The organism is Microbacterium sp. dk485, assembly GCF_004570445.1.
GTDB lineage: Bacteria > Actinomycetota > Actinomycetes > Actinomycetales > Microbacteriaceae > Microbacterium > Microbacterium wangchenii.
Map to the genome: position 1 here is coordinate 1,251,079 of NZ_SPQW01000002.1, position 16,571 is coordinate 1,267,649.

A 16,571-nucleotide genomic window follows, 5' to 3' on the forward strand; every position below is an offset into this window, starting at 1 on the left:
GCGGGCACCCAGGTACGCATCTCGCGCGAAGCGCGGAGTGCGACCGGCCGCCGGCCCCGTCCGGCTTGCGCGCGCCTGGCTCGTGATTCGCTACGTCGACACATGACCGAGCGCCGCTTCACCATCGATCCTTCGGTTGATGCTGCCTACCTGCCGGTCGCGCCCTTGATCGACGCGGGCGAATCCGTAGAGAACGTCGTCATCGAGCGCTCAAACGGGACGATCGTCCTGGATCTCGATGCAGAGGGCCGCCTGCTCGGTGTTGAGATCCTCGGCGCATCGGCGCTCCATACGCCCCTCACGCTGGCGGACGCCGAGGTGCTCTCATAGCGACCGGCGAGGAAGCGCAATAGCTGCGAGCCAACAGTTGTGGAGGAGATCCGTCGACCGCCCGCACGCCGCAATCCGTTCCGCGCTCCGAGCCGTACCCTAAGCGACCGCTCCGATGCGCCGGCGAAGGTACTGGGACCGCCCACTCCTCAACGCGCCAGCCGACGGGGAGGCGGTCACCGACTTTCGATAACAAGCGCCGCGCCGCTGATACGCGGCCCCAACGTCAGTCGTAGGCGCGGTGCATGTGCCGGCCGTCGTCGCCCGGTAGACGTCGAAGACGAACGACTCCCCCGCCGGCTCGGTGGCTTGGAAGCGCCAGCCGTGAGCACGGCGTGCACGGTAGCGGTCATCGCCCGGATAGGGATCCGAAGTCGTGCGTAGAGACGGCTCACCCCCGGCACGGTTGACTGTGGGTCCCAACAGAGCGGGTGAGCCGCAATGGTTTCGTCTACGGCCCACCGGTGGTGAGTCCTATCGGACCGTCGCGGTCTCCACGGTTGAACTCGCCGTCTGCGTCTCGGAGCTGACGGGCTGCGATTGCGGCACGCTGTTGTCGATGTACTCGACCGGGGGACGGGGCGTGCGGTCGACGATGAGTCGGGTGACGTCGGCGCGGGCATAGTGCCCGGCCGGATCCGCTGCCATCTTGGACACCGGAATCAGGGAGAGGTCGATGTCGGCATAGACGATGCCCTCCTCATCCTCGGGGATCGGAGCGGTGAGCCGGCTGCCGTCGGGTCCGTAGATGCGGCTCGAGCCGCCGCCACCACCGCCGAGCAGCGCTCGCTGCTCGTCCGTCTTCGCGAAGAGCTCCAATCCGGCCGGTCCAGTAACAGTGGTGGCTGCCAGAACGAAAGCTCCACCTTCGACGGCGTACACCTGGCTGGCGGCCATGTTGACTTCTTCACCGAGCGCGTAGGCGCCGCCGCGGTAGAGGCAGAACGACGGCCACGAAGCGACGTGCACCTGCTCTCCCAGTCCGTACATGGCGTACTTGGTCAGCGGTTGCAGGTGCTCCCAGCAGTTCAGCGCGCCCAACCTGCCGATACCCTCGACGTCATGGACGGCGATGTTGCTCCCGTCCCCCTCCCCGAAGAGCGCTCGCTCCACGTGCGTGGGCTTCAGTTTCCGGCGCGTCGCGATCGTGGAACCGTCGGCGCCGAAGATGAATTGGGCCATGTACAGCGACCCCTTGTCACGCTCGCTCGCTCCCATCACGACGGTGATGCCGTGCTTACCGGCGGCGTCCGCGAGGCGCTGAAAGTTCTCATCCCCGATGGCGATCGAGTTCTCGTGGTAGCCCGGAACGAACGCCATGCCGGCCGACTGAGGGCCGAGCCAGAGAAAGTGCGGGTAACCCGGAATCCATGTCTCAGGAAACGCAACGAGTTTGGCGCCATTGGTGGCCGCTTCCCTGATGAGGCTGATGGCCTTGTCGACGCCAGCGGCGACATCGAGCCACGCCGGTTCCGCCTGAATTGCTGCGGCCTTGAACGGTTCTACCTTGGACATCGCCACTCCTCTGGGAGACACTTGCTTCCAGATCAACGTACGAGAGTCGATCCCGACCGCCTTGACTGTGGATCTCACGATGCTTGACGATGCGTCTCAACTTGGGAATGGCGATGGCACCGACCCCACGAGAACAGGTGGATCTGCGGACTTGGCGAGAGCGTCTGAGCGAGTCCTTCGTTCGGCTGGATGTCCTGTCGCTGCGCTCGGATGATTATCTGCGCACGCGGATGTCCACCGCCGTGAACGGCTGGGTCCGGGCGAGCACCGTCGATGTGCGAGGCGAGCCTCACGTGGTACGTCGAAGCCGGGCACGCACCACGGACGATGGCGGGGCACTTCTCGTTTCCGTGCAGCTGGGAGGCACCTGCGTCGTTCGTCAGGGTGGCCGCGAGGCCTTCCTCGAACCGGGCGACATCGCTGTCTACTGTTCAAGCGAGCCGTACGATCTTGCGTTTCCAGGTGGGACCCATCGACAGGCGGTGTTGCAAGTCCCACTCGCCGACACGGTCGCCATGAGGTCGCTACTGGGCAAGACCGCCGTGCGCGTGCCCGGGTCGCACGGGCTCGGTCGCGCGGTCGGCCCCCTCATCACAGCGATCCCGCGCGCTATCGAAAACTCGAACGCCGTCGAGGCTGAGCGGCTGACGCTGTCCGGGTTAGATCTGCTGGCGCTCTCCCTATCCTCTGGCGATCGGATCTCCCGGTCGGCAGAACTGCTTGATAGGGCGCGCGCATTCATCGCGATGAACGCGGACGATCCCTCGCTGACCCCACCCTCCATCGCCGTCGGCGTGCATCTATCTCTCGCGCACCTGCACCGGGTATTCCAGCAATCCGACAACAGCGTCGCCGAGACCGTCAAGAACATCCGACTCGAGCGTGCGGCCGCCGACCTCAGAGATGAGGGCCTCCGCGAATGGACGATCGCGGAGATCGCGGAACGTCGCGGCTTCGCGGACGCCTCCTCGTTCTCTCGCGCTTTCGCCTCGAGATTCGGCATGCCACCTATCCGCTGGCGGAATGGGTAACCGCTCAGGCCGACGAATACGGTCAGGACCCACAATGCCGCCGAATCTGCCGTCTCCCCCTAGCAGTGCACAGGCGAGGCGGTTTGTCCGTATTCCGATCGGTGAGCGACACCTACCTAGGCGAGGTAGCTGACGATTCTGATGATCGCGTTAAGTTGTGGTCGATGGCGGACATGTACGAGTCATGGGGCAGATGACGCTGGATGACCTCCTTGCTCGATCGGGATCGCTGACTGAGCAGTCGACGCGGGTCGACGCGCTTGCAGCCGAGATGGCGCGGGAGATCACGACCGAGGTGCGACGACCGTGGTGGCGGCCGCGGTCAGCCGTGGCGACGGTGACTCTTGCAGGTGTCCTCATCGTCGGCGCTGGCGCCGCGGTGGCGGTGCCGTTACTCAACGACTGGTGGATGTGGGTGCCGTCCGATGACTTGTCATTCCGGTCCGAGCCGATCGCCGTCGACGGGGCGGTTGTGACGTGTGAAACCCAGTTGCGAGCACTCGCCGACGGGAAGACAGCGGGTGATGACTCCATCGAACGTCTCCAAGCAGCACGGGCCTGGCTCCGCTCGGTAGATCTTGCCTCGTTCGCCGATGAGGCGCGCGAAATACGAGAGATCGGAGGAGTCGGTAACGGTCCACCGGAACTTGCTGACAGCATGGCGTTGGCCATCGCGATCGGGCTCGAGATGCAAGAGCGCGGGCTGACCGGCGGCGGCGTGAAACTCGACAGCTCCACGAACTGCCCGCCGGAGGTGTTCGATGAGTGATTCGGGTACGCCGGAACCGGGGTCTTCGGAATGGCTGCGGATGATCGCTCCGGAGCTGCTGGCCTTTTTCCGTCGCCGCGTTCGTGTTGACGAAGACGCAGCCGACCTGCTGTCGGAGTGCCTTCTTACCGCGTGGCGTCGGCGTGCGGCGATACCGGTTGGTGATGAGCAGGCGCGAATGTGGGTGTACGGGGTCGCTGGCAACACGGTGAGGAACTGGGCGCGCAGCAACCAGCGCCACCACCGACTCGCTGACCGCCTGCGACAACAGCTGCGGATCGCAAGCGTGCCACCTCAGCTTGACGAAGTCCGCGCCGCAATCAGCCGCCTCCCAACCGATCAAGCCGAACTGATCCGACTTGTGCACTGGGAAGGGTTCAGCGTGATCGACGCGGCGACAGTTCTTGGCGTCAGCGAATCCACCGCGCGAGGCCGGTACCAGCGCGCACGCCACACACTCAGCGACGACCCGACACTCAACGCATTGCGACCCGCCGCCGCAAAAGCAGACCCATTACGCGACGCCCGATAGGTCCGGTCGGTCAGTAGGCGCCTCCCCGCTCAATGGCGCGTCCGCTCTGAAGCGGATTCTCACTCGGGCGGCGCGGCCCTCGTTTAGGACTGCGAAGGTGAAAGCCAGCCCAAGCAGAGGCCCAAACCAGCGATGAAGGCCGGGGCCAAGCAGTGATACGACAACGGTACGGCTCTCACCACCGGACCGCCACGCATCCCAGCCGGCACCTCAGGGCCCGCAGGCGGATCGATCAGACCCCCAAACTTCGAGGGTCAGGTGTCTACGGCGCCCATACTCAGTAGGTGCGCCCGATGCCGCTCCACCGTTCCGATGCAACCGGATGGGAGTCGAGCTAGCCGACGCTCAGCGCCGCGATACGGCGCTGAGCGGATAAGAAGATGGCATTTGCGATCACGTGGTCACGTCTCACCAACTAGGAAGTCCCGGGAACCCTCAGGTTCCCGGGACTTACCGGTCGGGATGACAGGATTTGAACCTGCGACCCCTTGACCCCCAGTCAAGTGCGCTACCAAGCTGCGCCACATCCCGGTCCGTTGCCCGCAAGCGGACAACTCCACCATCCTACCCGCTCCGCAGACCTCCCGCGAACGCGCGCGGCCGCGTCCTCCCCATGGCGGGCGGCCCGAGAGTTCTCCACAACCCTCCTCGACATTCGAACGAATGTCCGAGGTTCGTGGTTCCATGAAGTATGGCGAACCCGGTGGACGCCCTCCTCGACACACTGACCGCGCTGCGGTCGGCGTGGGTCGAGGCGAGCGGTTCCGGCGCGGATGAGCGCGGCATGTCGGCGGCGGCGCTGCTCGACATCAATCAGCGCATCGCGGGAGCGCGTCGCCTGCTCGACGGTGTGCACGCGCGCGTGGCCGCCGAGATGTCGGCGCGGTCGCGACCGGAATTCGGCTCCGACGGGCTGGCCAGACAGGCGGGGTTCCGCTCCCCCGCCAAGCTCATCGCCGCCGCCACGGGCGGCCACACCGGCGACGCCGTGCGCCTCATCCAGGTCGGCGAAGCGACCCGCGAACGCACGCTCTTCTCGGGCGAAGCGGCACCCGCACGCCACCCGCACATCGCCCGCGCGCTGCACGACGGAATGGTCAGTGTCGCCGCGGCGTCCGCGATCAGCGCGATGCTCGACCGCGTCGCCGTCCGCGTCGACGCCGACACACGAGCGGATGCAGAGACCGCACTCGTCCGGCAGGCACCGCTGCTGTCCCTCGACGAACTGCACGCGGTCCTGCGTCGCGCGGAGGCGCACCTCGACCCCGATGGCCTCGAGCCCGTGGTGGGAGAACTGCACGGGCAGCGGTCGCTGAAGATCCAGCAGGACGCCACCGGAATGACCGTCCTCACCGCCCGCCTGGATGCGGAGACCGCCGCCCCTATCGTGGCCGCCATCGACGCGATCGTCACCACTCAGCTCCGCACCTCGCGCGGACACAACACCGCGTCGGGTCTGACCGTCGACGGCCCAGCCGGCGATGCAGCCGATGATGCGCCGGCCACGAACGGCGGTCCGGTGGCTCCCGAGACCCGCTCTCTTCCGCAGATGCGCGCCGACGCGCTCGCGGCGATCTGCCGGCACGCCTCCGGCTGCGACCAGAACACTCTGCCGAAGCCGTCCACCGCGGTCGTTGTGCGCATGGATCTCAGCCAGCTGCGCGAGGGCGCGGGTGTGGCGACGATCGACGGCATCGAGCAGCCCATCGACGCCGGCACCGCCCGCAGGATGGCCGCCGCCGCCGACCTCATCCCCTGCGTCCTCGGAACCGCGAGCGAGGTCCTCGACTTCGGCCGTGCCCGCCGCCACTTCAGCGCCGCGCAGCGACTCGCACTCGTCGAACGCGACGGCGGATGCGCGTTCTGCCATCTGCCCCCCGCCTTCGCCGAAGCCCACCACATCCGCTGGTGGCAGCGCGACGGCGGAACCACCGATCTGGCCAACGGCATCCTGCTGTGCACCTCGTGCCACCACCGGGTGCACGCGGACAACTGGGAGATCCGCATCGAGGCCCCACCCGGCGCGCCACCCTCGGCGGGCACGGTCTGGTTCATCCCACCGTCCCATGTCGACCCGCACCGCGCACCACGGCTCGGCGGACGACGACGCTTCGACCCGCTCGCCTACCACCTCGTCGCCTGATGCCCGATCTGGCGAGTGTCGGGACACCGGCCTATCGTTCCGGCATGAGCGTTCAGATCCTCCCCGCCACCGCCGACCGCTTCGACGACGCCGAGCATGCCCTCACCGGCGGCGGCGACGGCCCCTCCTGCCAATGCCAGTGGTGGACCCTGCGCAACGAACCGTTCCGCACGACCACGAAGGAGGAGAAGATCGAGATGCTCCGCGCAGAGCTTGCCACCGAGCCCTCCCCCGGTCTCATCGCCTACGTCGACGGCACCCCCGCCGGGTGGGTCCGCGTCGGCCCCCGTGTCCGGCAGGCCCGCATCGCCGCCACGCGCATGATCACGGCAAACTCCCCCGAACCGCTCGATGACCCCTCCGTCTGGGCGGTGACGTGCTTCGTCGTGCGCAAGGAGCACCGCGGCTCCGGGCTCATGGCCCGCCTCCTGGATGCAGCCGTCTCGCACGCGCGCGACGGCGGCGCCCGCGCGGTCGAGGCCTACCCCTTCGATCCGACGGTCAAGAAGCGCCCCGCCAACGAGCTGTACCACGGCGTGCTCCAGGTCTTCACGGACGCCGGATTCGACATCGTCGCCCAGCCCCGCCCCGACCGGGCGCTCGTATCGCTCACGCTCGACGCGTAGCGCCGCGCGCAGCATCCACCTCCAACGCGACCACGACACCCGTCATGACGAGCGCGGCCACCACGAACTCGCCCACCGCGAGGAGTCCCGCCAACGCCACGAGCACGCTCCCCGCCACCAGAACCACCGACACCCACCGCGCCACCCGGCGGCGCAGCAGCAGCGCCCACGCGCTCACGAGGAACACCGCCAGGGGTGCCGTGAGGGCCAGGCCGGCCGCCGCATCCGAGATCTCCGTATGCCCGGTGACCTCGTCGATCTCCACCTCCACGCCCGATGACACGGCGCCGACGGCCGCGAAGATCACGTAGTGCACGTACCCGAACGTGAAACCGCCCCGGAGCTCCCCGAGGCCGTCGTACTGCTCACGCGCGAAGTAGATCCACCAGATCGCGGCGGTGATGAACAAGCCCGACCCGGCCAGCCACAGCAGTTCGGCGACGTGCTCGCCTTCCGCGATCGCGTCGATGAGCGCATTCGCCGAGGCCAGCAGGCTCTCGCCCAGCAGCAGGAGGGTGAACAGGCCGAACCGCTCGGCGATGTGGTGCGGATGCCACTGCGTCCGCCCCCGCAATTCCGCCCACACCGGCACCGCGAGTTCGGCGATCACGAGCAGCCCGAAGGTCCACGCCGGCGCCTCATCGCCCAGCACCGCCGCGCGAGCCACCCACAGCACCTGCACCGCGCCGATCCCCGCCGCCATCCGCACCGCCGTCGGACGCGACGCGGAATCGGATGCGGCGACCCGCAGCCACTGCGCCACCATCGCCAGCCGCATCACGACATAGCCCAAGGTGATCACGGTGTAATCGGAGAGCAGCATGGCGTCGCGGACACCGGCGGCCAGTACCAGCACGCCGCCCATCTGCACGATCGCCAGCGTGCGGTACAGCCAGTCGTCGGTATCGAACGCCGACGCGAACCACGTGAAGTTCATCCACGCCCACCACACCGCGAAGAACACCATGAGGTAGGTCAGCACCCCCGCCCCGATCCGTCCTTCGCTGATGAGGTCGTGCAGCGTGCTCGAGGCCTGCGATACCGCCACCACGAAGACGAGGTCGAACAGCAGCTCCAGGGGCGAGGCCACCCGATGGGACTGGAGCGCATCGCGCGCCGTCATCCGTCGCAGGCCGAAACGTGCCGCCGCATCCGTCATGCGTCCGATTATGGGCCGCGGGTGCGCGGCGGCGCCCCTACGATGAGCGGATGACCACCGCACCGATGCAGGCCCGCCCGGCGACGCGGACGGCGATCGGCGGATTCGTTCCCTACGCCCTGATCTCCGTGGTCCACGTCGGCGCCCTCGCTGTCGACGCCTCCGCGATCGCCGGCCCCACCAAGCTCCTGCTCATGCCCGCCTTGGCCCTCGCGGTGCTGTGGGCGGCGCGCCCGCTCCGCGCCGGACGGACGCTCGTCCTCCTGCTCGCGGCCATCGGCATGTCGTGGCTGGGCGACGGCGCGGCGACGTTCTTCCCGTTCCTGCCCGAACTCCCCGTCATGCTCGCGTGCTTCGGGCTCGCGCACCTCGCCTACATCTGGCTCTTCGCCCGCGAGCTCCCCGCCCGGCGCCTGCCCCGCTGGACGGCGGTCTACCTCGTGTGGTGGGTCGTCCTGCTGGCCGTGCTGTGGCCCCACCTCGGCGCGCTCACCGTCGCCGTCGCCCTGTACGGCATCGTGCTGGCCGGCACCGCGGCCACGGCCGCCCGCACCACCCGCATGATCACGTGGGGGGCGGTGTTCTTCCTCACCTCCGACACCCTGCTGGCCTTCCGCATCTTCGTCCCGGACGCCCTGCCGGAATGGACGGGCGCCCTCGTCATGCTCACCTACACCCTCGGCCAGGGCCTCATCGCCGCCGGCGTCGTCCGCGCGCGGAGGATCTCGTGACGGCCGGCTCCGTCCGCCTGGACTCGTGGCTGTGGGCGATCCGCGTGTACAAGACCCGGTCGGCGGCGACCACCGCGTGTCGCGCCGGTCACGTCCGCGTCAACGGCGAACGCGCGAAAGCGGCGCAGCAGGTCAAGCCCGGCGATGAGCTGCGCGTGCGGATCGCCGGGTTCGACCGCATCCTGGTGGTGCGGGAACCGATAGCGAAGCGCGTGGGAGCGCCGCAGGCGGCGCTGGCCGTGGACGACCGCACGCCGCCGGCTCCACCGCGCGAGAGCATCCCCGCGTTCGCGCAGCGCGACCGCGGTGCCGGCCGCCCCACCAAGCGCGAGCGCCGCGAGATCGACCGCCTCCGCGGTCAGTGAGGCTCAGGGCAGCCGCTCGAGCAGCCAGCCCGCACCGTGCACGGCCGCACCCACGGCGAGGACGCGGTCGGCGAGTCCCCGATCGCTCGTGATGACCGTCACCTGCTCCCCCGCCTCCACCGCGCGCGCGGCCTGAGCGGCGATCTCGTCGTCACCGGAGGCGGGAGCCTCGACCACCTCGACGGAGCGGGATGCCGCGGCCGCCGCATCCCGCGCCCGCCCCTCCAGCACGACCACGACGCGCGGGAACCACGTGTGCTCGTCGAGGGAGAGCACCGCTCCGGGAACCCCGCCCGCCAGCCATCGCTCGACCCGGTCCATCAGACGTCCCGCCGCCCCCGCCCGGTCGCGCCACCAGCCGTCCGGCACCGACCCCACCACGTTCGCCGCGTCCACGATGATCGTGGGGCGCACCGGCAGGAGCGTCCGGAGGCGCCCCCACGCTCCCGCGAACCCGGGGTGCAGCGGGTAATCGTCGACGGCATCGACCGGCACCCACGACAGCTCCACGCTCTCGGGGTCGCTGATCACCGGCTCGAACGGCTGCACGACGTCGGCGACCACGGTGGCGTACGACCAGAAGCCGAGGTCGAGGACGCTGACGAGGCGAGCGCGCACCGCACCGTCGGGGACGCCGGCCTCCTCCGCGGCCTCGCGCATCGCGCCGCCCACGGCCGACTCGTCCTCGTGGCGGGCACCGCCGGGCAGGCCCCACGTGCCGCCGAAGTGGCTCCATGCCACGCGGTGCTGCAGCAGCACCCCGCGGCGCGGGTCCCATGCGAGCAGTCCCGCGGCGCCGAATCGGCCCCAGTACCGCTCCCCCGTGGGCGCGACCACCCACGCGTCGCCGGGATCCCGCGGCCCCGACGGGCGTCGCGGTTCTCCGGGTCGGGGCGGCTCGGTCGTCACCTCTTCAGCCTGTCACACGCCCCGCTGCGCTCAGCGCTGCCGGCGCTCCCGGATGCGCATGTTCAGCACGATGGGCGTGCCCTCGAAGCCGTAGATCTCGCGCAGGCGGCGCTGGATGAAGCGGCGGTAACCGGGATCGAGGAACCCGGTCGTGAAGAGGACGAAGGTGGGCGGCCGCGTGGACGCCTGCGTACCGAACAGGATGCGCGGCTGCTTGCCGCCGCGCAGCGGATGCGGGTGCTCGGCGACGAGCTCGGAGAGGAAGGCGTTGAACTTGCCCGTCGGGATGCGCTGGTCCCACGACGCCAGCGCTGTCTCCAGCGCGGGCACGAGCTTCTCGAGGTGACGACCGGTGCGCGCGGAGATGTTCACTCGGGGCGCCCATGCGACGTGGGCGAGATCCTGTTCGATCTCCCGCTCGAGGTAGCGCCGGCGATCCTGGTTCTCCAGCTCGGGCGTCGTGAGCAGGTCCCACTTGTTGAACGCGAGCACCAGGGCGCGACCGGACTCGAGCACGAGGTCGATGATCCGCACGTCCTGCTCGCTCAGCGGCTGCGACACATCCAGCACGACGACGGCGACTTCGGCCTTCTCCAGCGCGGTCGAGGTGCGCAGCGACGCATAGAAGTCCGCGCCCTGCTGCAGGTGCACGCGCCGGCGGATGCCCGCCGTGTCGACGAGGCGCCACAGGCGCCCGCCGAGTTCGACGACCTCGTCCACCGGGTCGCGCGTGGTTCCCGCCAGTTCGTTGACGACCACGCGCTCCTCGCCGGCCGCCTTGTTCAGCAGCGACGACTTGCCGACGTTGGGGCGGCCGAGGATCGCGACGCGGCGCGGGCCGCCGATCTCGAACTTCGCCACCGCCGAGACCTCGGGGAGCACCTTCATGACCGCATCCAGCAGGTCGGCGACGCCGCGCCCGTGGATGGCCGAGACAGGGTACGGCTCGCCCAGGCCCAGGTTCCACAGCGCGGCGGCCTCGGGCTCCTGCCGCGCGTCGTCGATCTTGTTGGCCACGAGGAAGACGGGCTTGCCGCTGCGGCGCAGGAGCTTCACGACGTGCTCGTCGGTGGAGGTGGCCCCCACTCGTGCGTCGACGACGAACAGCACGACGTCGGCGAGGTCGATCGCGATCTCCGCCTGCAGGGCGACCGAACGGTCGATTCCGCGGGCGTCCGGTTCCCATCCGCCGGTGTCGACGAGCGAGAAGCGGCGGTCCATCCACTCTGCCTTGTAGGTCACGCGGTCGCGCGTGACACCGGGGGTGTCTTCCACGACGGCCTCACGCCGGCCGAGGATGCGGTTGACCAGCGCCGACTTGCCGACGTTGGGGCGACCCACGATCGCCACGACGGGAAGGGCGGGAAGGTACTCGATCCCGTCGCCGTCCTCGGCGAGACCGGCGAGGAGCTCGGCGTCCTCCTCATCCAGGTCGAAGTCTTCCAGGCTCGCCCGGAGAGCCGCGGCGCGCTGGTCGGCGAGGGCCTCGTCCAGCTCGTCCATCTTCTCGGCGAGCTGGTCTGGCCCGCCTTCGTACTCGTCTTCGTCAACGCCCATCGAGGGCTCCAATCGTGCGTTCGACGACGGCGAGAACCGCGTCGACGGTGTGGGGGAAATCCAGGTCGGTCGAATCGACGACCTGCACGCCGGGGGCGGCGGTGAGGAAGTCGACGACGGTGGAGTCGGATGCGTCGCGGCGGTGCAGCGCGGCCGCGACGGCGGCGGCGTCCTGTGTGGTCACTTCGGCGCTGCGTCGCGCGGCGCGGACCTCGGGAGCGGCGGTCAGCAGGATGCGGACGGGTGCGTCGGGAGCGACGACCGTCGTGATGTCGCGTCCCTCCACGACCACGCCCGGCAGTCCCGACTCAGCCACGAGCCCGCGGAACAGCGCGTTGACGCCGTGGCGCACGGCCGGGATGCGCGCCACGCCGCTGACGGCGTCGGTCACGCGCGACTCCCGGATCGCGGCGGTCACGTCGTGCCCGCCCACGCGCACCCAGTACGCGTCCGGGTCGAGCGAGATCGCGAAGTCGAAGTCGCCGAACACGTCCAGCACGGCCGAGGCGTCGGAGGTGTCGGCGCCGTGCTCGAGGGTGTGCCACGCCAGCGCGCGGTAGGCGGCGCCGGTGTCGAGGTAGCCGAAGCCCAGTCGACGGGCGACCTCCTTCGACACGCTGGACTTGCCGCTGCCGGCCGGGCCGTCCACGGCGATGATCGTCGGGCCGGCGGTCATGGTGGACTCCGTCGTCGATGTGGACTCAGTCATTGGTGCTCGCAATCCGCCAGCCGCGCGCGGTCAGGCCTTCGGTTGCCGGGCGGACGGCGTCGGGGACGACGCTGATCTCGGCGAGACCGAACTGCGCGCCGGGCGAGTGCTCCAGGCGCAGGTCCTCGACGTTGACGCCCAGGTCCCCGAGCTCCCCGAACAGGAGCCCCAGCTGGCCGGGGGTGTCGTCGATCATCACCACGAACGAGTCGAAGCGGCGGTTCTGCCCGTGCTTGCCCGGCAGACGCTCGACGCCGTCGTTGCCGCGGCGGATGGTGTCGGCCACCGCGCGGCGTGCGCCCGGGGCATCCGGGGCGCGCAGCGCCGCCGCCACGGCCGAGAGGTCGGCGGCGAGCGCGTCGAGCACGTCGACGACCGGCTGCGCGTTGGCGCCGAGGATCTGCACCCACAGCTCGGGGGCGGAGGCGGCGATGCGCGTCGTGTCGCGCACGCCCTGTCCGGCCAGGCCCAGCGCCCCGTCGGGGGCGTCCACGAAGCGTCCGGCCAGCAGGCTCGCGACCAGCTGCGGCACGTGCGAGACGAGCGCGACGGAGCGGTCGTGCTCCTCCGGCGACATCTCCAGCGGGACGGCGCCCAGATCCAGGGCGAGGCCCTCCACCAGGGCGAGGTCGTCCGCCGGCGTTTCGCCGTCGCGGCACACGACCCAGGGGCGACCGATGAACAGGTCGGCGCGCGCGGAGATGGCGCCGCCGCGTTCGCGTCCGGCCAAGGGGTGCGAGCCGATGTAGTGCGTCAGGTCGATCCCGCGTGCGCGCAGCTCGTGGAGGGGCTGGAGCTTGACGCTCGCGACGTCGGTGACGACGACGCCGGGGTGGGCGGACAGCTCACGCGCGATGACGTCGGCGGTGACATCGGGAGGCACGGCCACGACGATGAGTGACGGGGCGTCGTCGGGCTGCGCCATGCGCCCCGCGCCGTAGTCCACGGCCAGCCGCAGCTGCGCGGGAGACGCGTCATCCAGCGCCACGTCGATGCCGCGGGCGGTGAGGGCGTGGCCGATGCTGGAGCCCAGGAGCCCGGCTCCGACGATGCGGACCGTCCCTCGAACGCGCGGGGCCAGCGGTGCGGCCGCGCGCGCGGAAGAGTTCGTCGAATCGCTCACGGGGTGTCGTCCGGTGCGCCCTCGCCACGGGAGAGGGTCAACAGCGCACCGCGTTCCAGCTTAGTCAATTCGCGTGCCCGCCCGACCGGGAGGGTTCCCAGGTGCAGCGGACCGAACTGCCGGCGCACGAGCTCGACGACCGGATGCCCCACCTCGGCCATCATGCGGCGCACGATGCGATTGCGGCCGGAGTGCAGGGTCAGTTCCACGAGGCTCGAGTCGCCCGAGGCATCCAGCAGGCGCGCCTTGTCGGCGGCGATGGGTCCGTCCTCCAGTTCGATCCCGCGCGTCAGGCGTGCGATCGTCTGGGCCGTCACGCGCCCCTGGACCCGGGCGATGTACACCTTGGTGACCCCGAAGGACGGGTGTGCCAGGACATGCGCGAGGTCGCCGTCGTTGGTGAGCACGAGCAGCCCGCTGGTGTCGGCATCCAGCCGGCCGACGTTGTAGAGGCGCTCGTCCCACTCCGCGGTGAAGCGGCGCAGATCGGGACGGCCGCGCTCGTCCTTCATGGTGCTCACGACGCCGGTGGGCTTGTTGAGCATGACGTAGCGCTTGCCGGTGTCCAGCTGCACCGCCACGCCGTCCACGTCGATGAGGTCGGCATCCGGATCGACGCGGCTGCCGAGCTCGGTGACCACGACGCCGTTCACGCGAACGCGTCCCTCGACGATGAGCTGCTCGGACACGCGGCGCGAGGCCACGCCGGCGTTGGCGAGGGCCTTCTGCAGCCGGACCCCCTCGGTGCTGCGCGGTTCGCTCATCGCACGCCCTCCAGGTCGAAGCCCTCGGAGCCGTCATCCAGCAGCGGCGAGATGTGGGGCAGCTCGTCGAGGGAGTTGATGCCGAGGTTCACCAGCAGCGCGTCGGTGGTGCCGTAGTTGATCGCGCCGGTCTCGGGGTCGGTGGACACCTCCGTGATGAGGCCGCGCGAGAGCAGGGTCCGCACGACCGAGTCGACGTTGACGGCGCGGATGGAGGCCACCTGCCCGCGCGTGACGGGCTGCTTGTACGCGATGACGGCGAGGGTCTCCAGCGCTGCCTGCGACAGCCGCGACGGCGCCTGGGTGTTGACGAACTCCGACACGAGGTCGTCGTACTCGGCCCGCACGTAGATGCGCCACCCGCCGCCGACCTCGCGCAGCTCGAAGCCCCGTCGCGGCCCGCCGGTGCGGCCGTCGTAGTCGTCCACGAGCGCGTCGACCGCCTGGCGCACCGCGGCGACGGGCGCCCCCACCGCGGCGGCGAGGCTGACGAGGCTCTGCGGCTCGTCGACGACCATGAGGATCGCCTCCAATCGGCGCGCGACATCGCCCGTCGCGGTCGAAGGGTCATCGGTCATAATCGGCTCCCAGAGTCGCGAGGTTCTCCTCCGACCACCGTTCGGCGGTCCAGCGGAGCGTGAGTTCGCCGAGCGGTTCGACCTGCTCGAACGACAGTGCGGCGAGCCGGTACAGCTCGAGCACCGAGAGGAATCGGGCCACCACGACCCCCGTCTGCGTGACGCCGGCAACGAGGTCGCGGAACGTGAGCGCACCCGAGTCGCGCAGCAGCGTGACCACGACGGCCGCCTGCTCGCGGATGCTCACCAGCGGCGCGTGGAGGTGGTCCAGGCCCACGCGCGGGATCTCCTTGGGCGCGAAGGCGAGCAGGGCGAGCGCGGCGAAGTCGTCGGGGCTGAGGCTCCACACAAGCTCGGGAGCGGCGTTGCGGTACTTCTCGTCCAGCCGCACGGCGCGCACGTGCCGGCGGTCTTCGGACTGCAGGCGCTCGGAGAACCAGCCGGCCACCTCCTTGAACGCGCGGTACTGCAGAAGCCGGGCGAACAGCAGGTCGCGGGCCTCCAGGAGCGCGACGGATTCGGCGTCGACCAGTTCGCCCTGCGGCAGGAGGCCGGCGACCTTCATGTCCAGCAGCGTCGCTGCCACGACGAGGAACTCGGATGCCTCGTCCATCTGCGCGTCCGGTCCCATCGCCCGCAGGTAGGCGATGAACTCGTCGGTGACGGCGCTGAGGGCCACCTCCGTGATGTCGAGCTCCCGCTGGGAGATGAGGGTCAGGAGAAGGTCGAAGGGGCCGTCGAAGACCGGCAGCGAGACGCGGAACCCACCGTCCGTCGCGTCAGGCGACGGCGCCACGGGCGACCAGCTCCCGCGCGAGGCGCAGGTACGCCTGGGCGGCAGCGTGCTCGGGGGCGAACTCGGTGATCGGGACGCCCGAGACCGACGCATCCGGGAACTTCACGGTGCGCCCGATGACGGTCTCCAGCACGTCGTCGCCGAACGCCTCGACCACGCGCTCGAGCACTTCGCGCGAGTGCAGCGTCCGCGGGTCGTACATCGTGGCCAGCACGCCGTCGAGCGTGATGGCCGGGTTCAGGCGGTCGCGCACCTTGTCGATCGTCTCGATCAGCAGCGCGACGCCGCGCAGGGCGAAGAACTCGCACTCCAGCGGGATCACCACGCCGTGGCTCGCGGTGAGGGCGTTGACGGTGAGCAGGCCCAGCGACGGCTGGCAGTCGATGAGGATGACGTCGTACTCGGGCGCCACCTTGCGCAGCACGCGCGCGAGGATCGTCTCGCGCGCGACCTCGTTGACGAGGTGCACTTCGGCGGCGGACAGATCGATGTTGGCCGGGATGACGTCCAGGCCCTCGACCGAGGTGTGCACGATCGTCTCGTGCGGGTCGCGCTTGGTGTCCAGCAGCAGGTCGTAGATCGTCGGCGCGTCGTGGGTCTGGATGCCCAGGCCCGCCGAGAGCGCACCCTGCGGGTCGAAGTCGATCGCGAGCACCTTGCGGCCGTACCCGGCGAGGGCCGCGGCGAGGTTGATGGTCGTCGTGGTCTTGCCCACGCCGCCCTTCTGGTTGCACAGGGCGATGATGCGCGCGGGACCGTGGCCGTCGAGCTTCGGCGGGGTCGGGAATCCGTGGTAGGGACGACCGGTCGGGCCGAGGGTGACCTCGTCACCCCCTGCCGCGGCTTTCGCCTTGCCCTTCGTCGTGCTGCCCGCCACCGACTCTCCTGCCCTTGCCATTACGTGCACCGATTCTAGCCGGGGTGACCCCGCGCC

At 69.9% G+C, this 16,571-nt stretch carries 18 protein-coding genes and 1 tRNA gene; 8 read left to right on the forward strand and 11 right to left on the reverse strand.

Annotated features, from left to right (window positions below):
* Window positions 1–102: 102 nt before the first annotated feature.
* Window positions 103–330 (forward strand): DUF2283 domain-containing protein, encoded by a 228-nt coding sequence (locus tag E4V99_RS16970; protein WP_135117929.1) that lies wholly within the window; start codon window positions 103–105, stop codon window positions 328–330.
* Between the two features lie 474 nt (window positions 331–804).
* Here the strand turns inward: E4V99_RS16970 and E4V99_RS16975 are convergent, their stop codons facing one another.
* On the reverse strand, window positions 805–1,845 hold the full coding sequence (locus E4V99_RS16975) for a carbon-nitrogen hydrolase family protein (protein ID WP_135065128.1): 1,041 nt from the start codon (window positions 1,843–1,845) through the stop codon (window positions 805–807).
* Between the two features lie 89 nt (window positions 1,846–1,934).
* Here E4V99_RS16975 and E4V99_RS16980 point away from each other — a divergent pair, with 89 nt between their 5' ends.
* The 3 genes from E4V99_RS16980 (at window position 1,935) to E4V99_RS16990 (ending at window position 4,177) form a co-directional block, all read left to right on the forward strand.
* Window positions 1,935–2,876: a helix-turn-helix domain-containing protein gene (locus tag E4V99_RS16980; RefSeq protein ID WP_135065125.1), complete on the forward strand. Its 942-nt coding sequence runs from the start codon at window positions 1,935–1,937 to the stop codon at window positions 2,874–2,876.
* 193 nt (window positions 2,877–3,069) lie between these two features.
* A complete protein-coding gene (locus E4V99_RS16985; protein WP_135117930.1) occupies window positions 3,070–3,645 on the forward strand; it encodes a hypothetical protein in 576 nt (191 codons plus the stop codon).
* On the forward strand, window positions 3,638–4,177 hold the full coding sequence (locus tag E4V99_RS16990; RefSeq protein WP_240742841.1) for an RNA polymerase sigma factor: 540 nt from the start codon (window positions 3,638–3,640) through the stop codon (window positions 4,175–4,177). Before E4V99_RS16985 ends, E4V99_RS16990 begins: the two co-directional genes overlap by 8 nt.
* Before the next feature lie 457 nt (window positions 4,178–4,634).
* Here E4V99_RS16990 and E4V99_RS16995 read toward each other — a convergent pair.
* Window positions 4,635–4,708, reverse strand: a tRNA-Pro gene (locus tag E4V99_RS16995).
* 160 nt (window positions 4,709–4,868) lie between these two features.
* On the opposite strand from E4V99_RS16995, the gene E4V99_RS17000 reads away from it, so the two are divergent.
* Window positions 4,869–6,320, forward strand: a complete 1,452-nt coding sequence (locus tag E4V99_RS17000) for an HNH endonuclease signature motif containing protein (protein WP_135117931.1) — start codon at window positions 4,869–4,871, stop codon at window positions 6,318–6,320.
* A 44-nt stretch (window positions 6,321–6,364) separates the two neighbouring features.
* Complete coding sequence (locus E4V99_RS17005) at window positions 6,365–6,946, forward strand: GNAT family N-acetyltransferase (RefSeq protein ID WP_135065116.1); 582 nt, start codon at window positions 6,365–6,367, stop codon at window positions 6,944–6,946.
* Here the strand turns inward: E4V99_RS17005 and E4V99_RS17010 are convergent.
* The gene (locus tag E4V99_RS17010) at window positions 6,930–8,105 is read right to left on the reverse strand and encodes a low temperature requirement protein A (RefSeq protein WP_187270361.1); all 1,176 of its coding nucleotides are present in this window, start codon (window positions 8,103–8,105) and stop codon (window positions 6,930–6,932) included. The two genes, E4V99_RS17005 and E4V99_RS17010, sit on opposite strands and share 17 nt — an antisense overlap.
* 50 nt (window positions 8,106–8,155) lie before the next feature.
* Here E4V99_RS17010 and E4V99_RS17015 point away from each other — a divergent pair, with 50 nt between their 5' ends.
* Both E4V99_RS17015 and E4V99_RS17020 read left to right on the forward strand, forming a co-directional pair.
* Window positions 8,156–8,836 (forward strand): lysoplasmalogenase family protein, encoded by a 681-nt coding sequence (locus tag E4V99_RS17015; RefSeq protein ID WP_240742840.1) that lies wholly within the window; start codon window positions 8,156–8,158, stop codon window positions 8,834–8,836.
* Window positions 8,833–9,201 (forward strand): RNA-binding S4 domain-containing protein, encoded by a 369-nt coding sequence (locus tag E4V99_RS17020; RefSeq protein ID WP_240742839.1) that lies wholly within the window; start codon window positions 8,833–8,835, stop codon window positions 9,199–9,201. The genes E4V99_RS17015 and E4V99_RS17020 overlap by 4 nt, the downstream gene beginning before the upstream one ends.
* Before the next feature lie 3 nt (window positions 9,202–9,204).
* On the opposite strand, the gene E4V99_RS17025 is transcribed toward E4V99_RS17020, so the two are convergent.
* Genes E4V99_RS17025 through E4V99_RS17060 form a run of 8 tightly spaced genes read right to left on the reverse strand, consistent with a single transcriptional unit; the run spans window position 9,205 to window position 16,535 of the window.
* Window positions 9,205–10,110 carry an NUDIX hydrolase gene (locus E4V99_RS17025; RefSeq protein ID WP_135065110.1) on the reverse strand — a complete coding sequence of 302 codons (906 nt, stop codon included), beginning with the start codon at window positions 10,108–10,110 and terminating at the stop codon, window positions 9,205–9,207.
* A gap of 30 nt (window positions 10,111–10,140) precedes the next feature.
* On the reverse strand, window positions 10,141–11,667 hold the full coding sequence (der, locus tag E4V99_RS17030; RefSeq protein ID WP_135065107.1) for a ribosome biogenesis GTPase Der: 1,527 nt from the start codon (window positions 11,665–11,667) through the stop codon (window positions 10,141–10,143).
* The gene (gene cmk / locus E4V99_RS17035) at window positions 11,657–12,376 is read right to left on the reverse strand and encodes a (d)CMP kinase (RefSeq protein ID WP_205805889.1); all 720 of its coding nucleotides are present in this window, start codon (window positions 12,374–12,376) and stop codon (window positions 11,657–11,659) included. The genes der and cmk overlap by 11 nt, the downstream gene beginning before the upstream one ends.
* On the reverse strand, window positions 12,369–13,499 hold the full coding sequence (locus E4V99_RS17040) for a prephenate dehydrogenase (RefSeq protein ID WP_135117932.1): 1,131 nt from the start codon (window positions 13,497–13,499) through the stop codon (window positions 12,369–12,371). The genes cmk and E4V99_RS17040 overlap by 8 nt, the downstream gene beginning before the upstream one ends.
* Window positions 13,496–14,263: a pseudouridine synthase gene (locus tag E4V99_RS17045; protein WP_135065097.1), complete on the reverse strand. Its 768-nt coding sequence runs from the start codon at window positions 14,261–14,263 to the stop codon at window positions 13,496–13,498. Before E4V99_RS17045 ends, E4V99_RS17040 begins: the two co-directional genes overlap by 4 nt.
* A complete protein-coding gene (scpB, locus tag E4V99_RS17050; RefSeq protein ID WP_135065094.1) occupies window positions 14,260–14,841 on the reverse strand; it encodes an SMC-Scp complex subunit ScpB in 582 nt (193 codons plus the stop codon). Before scpB ends, E4V99_RS17045 begins: the two co-directional genes overlap by 4 nt.
* Window positions 14,831–15,637: a ScpA family protein gene (locus E4V99_RS17055; protein ID WP_240742838.1), complete on the reverse strand. Its 807-nt coding sequence runs from the start codon at window positions 15,635–15,637 to the stop codon at window positions 14,831–14,833. The genes scpB and E4V99_RS17055 overlap by 11 nt, the downstream gene beginning before the upstream one ends.
* On the reverse strand, window positions 15,621–16,535 hold the full coding sequence (locus tag E4V99_RS17060; protein ID WP_135065088.1) for a ParA family protein: 915 nt from the start codon (window positions 16,533–16,535) through the stop codon (window positions 15,621–15,623). The genes E4V99_RS17055 and E4V99_RS17060 overlap by 17 nt, the downstream gene beginning before the upstream one ends.
* Between the last annotated feature and the right edge of the window lie 36 nt (window positions 16,536–16,571).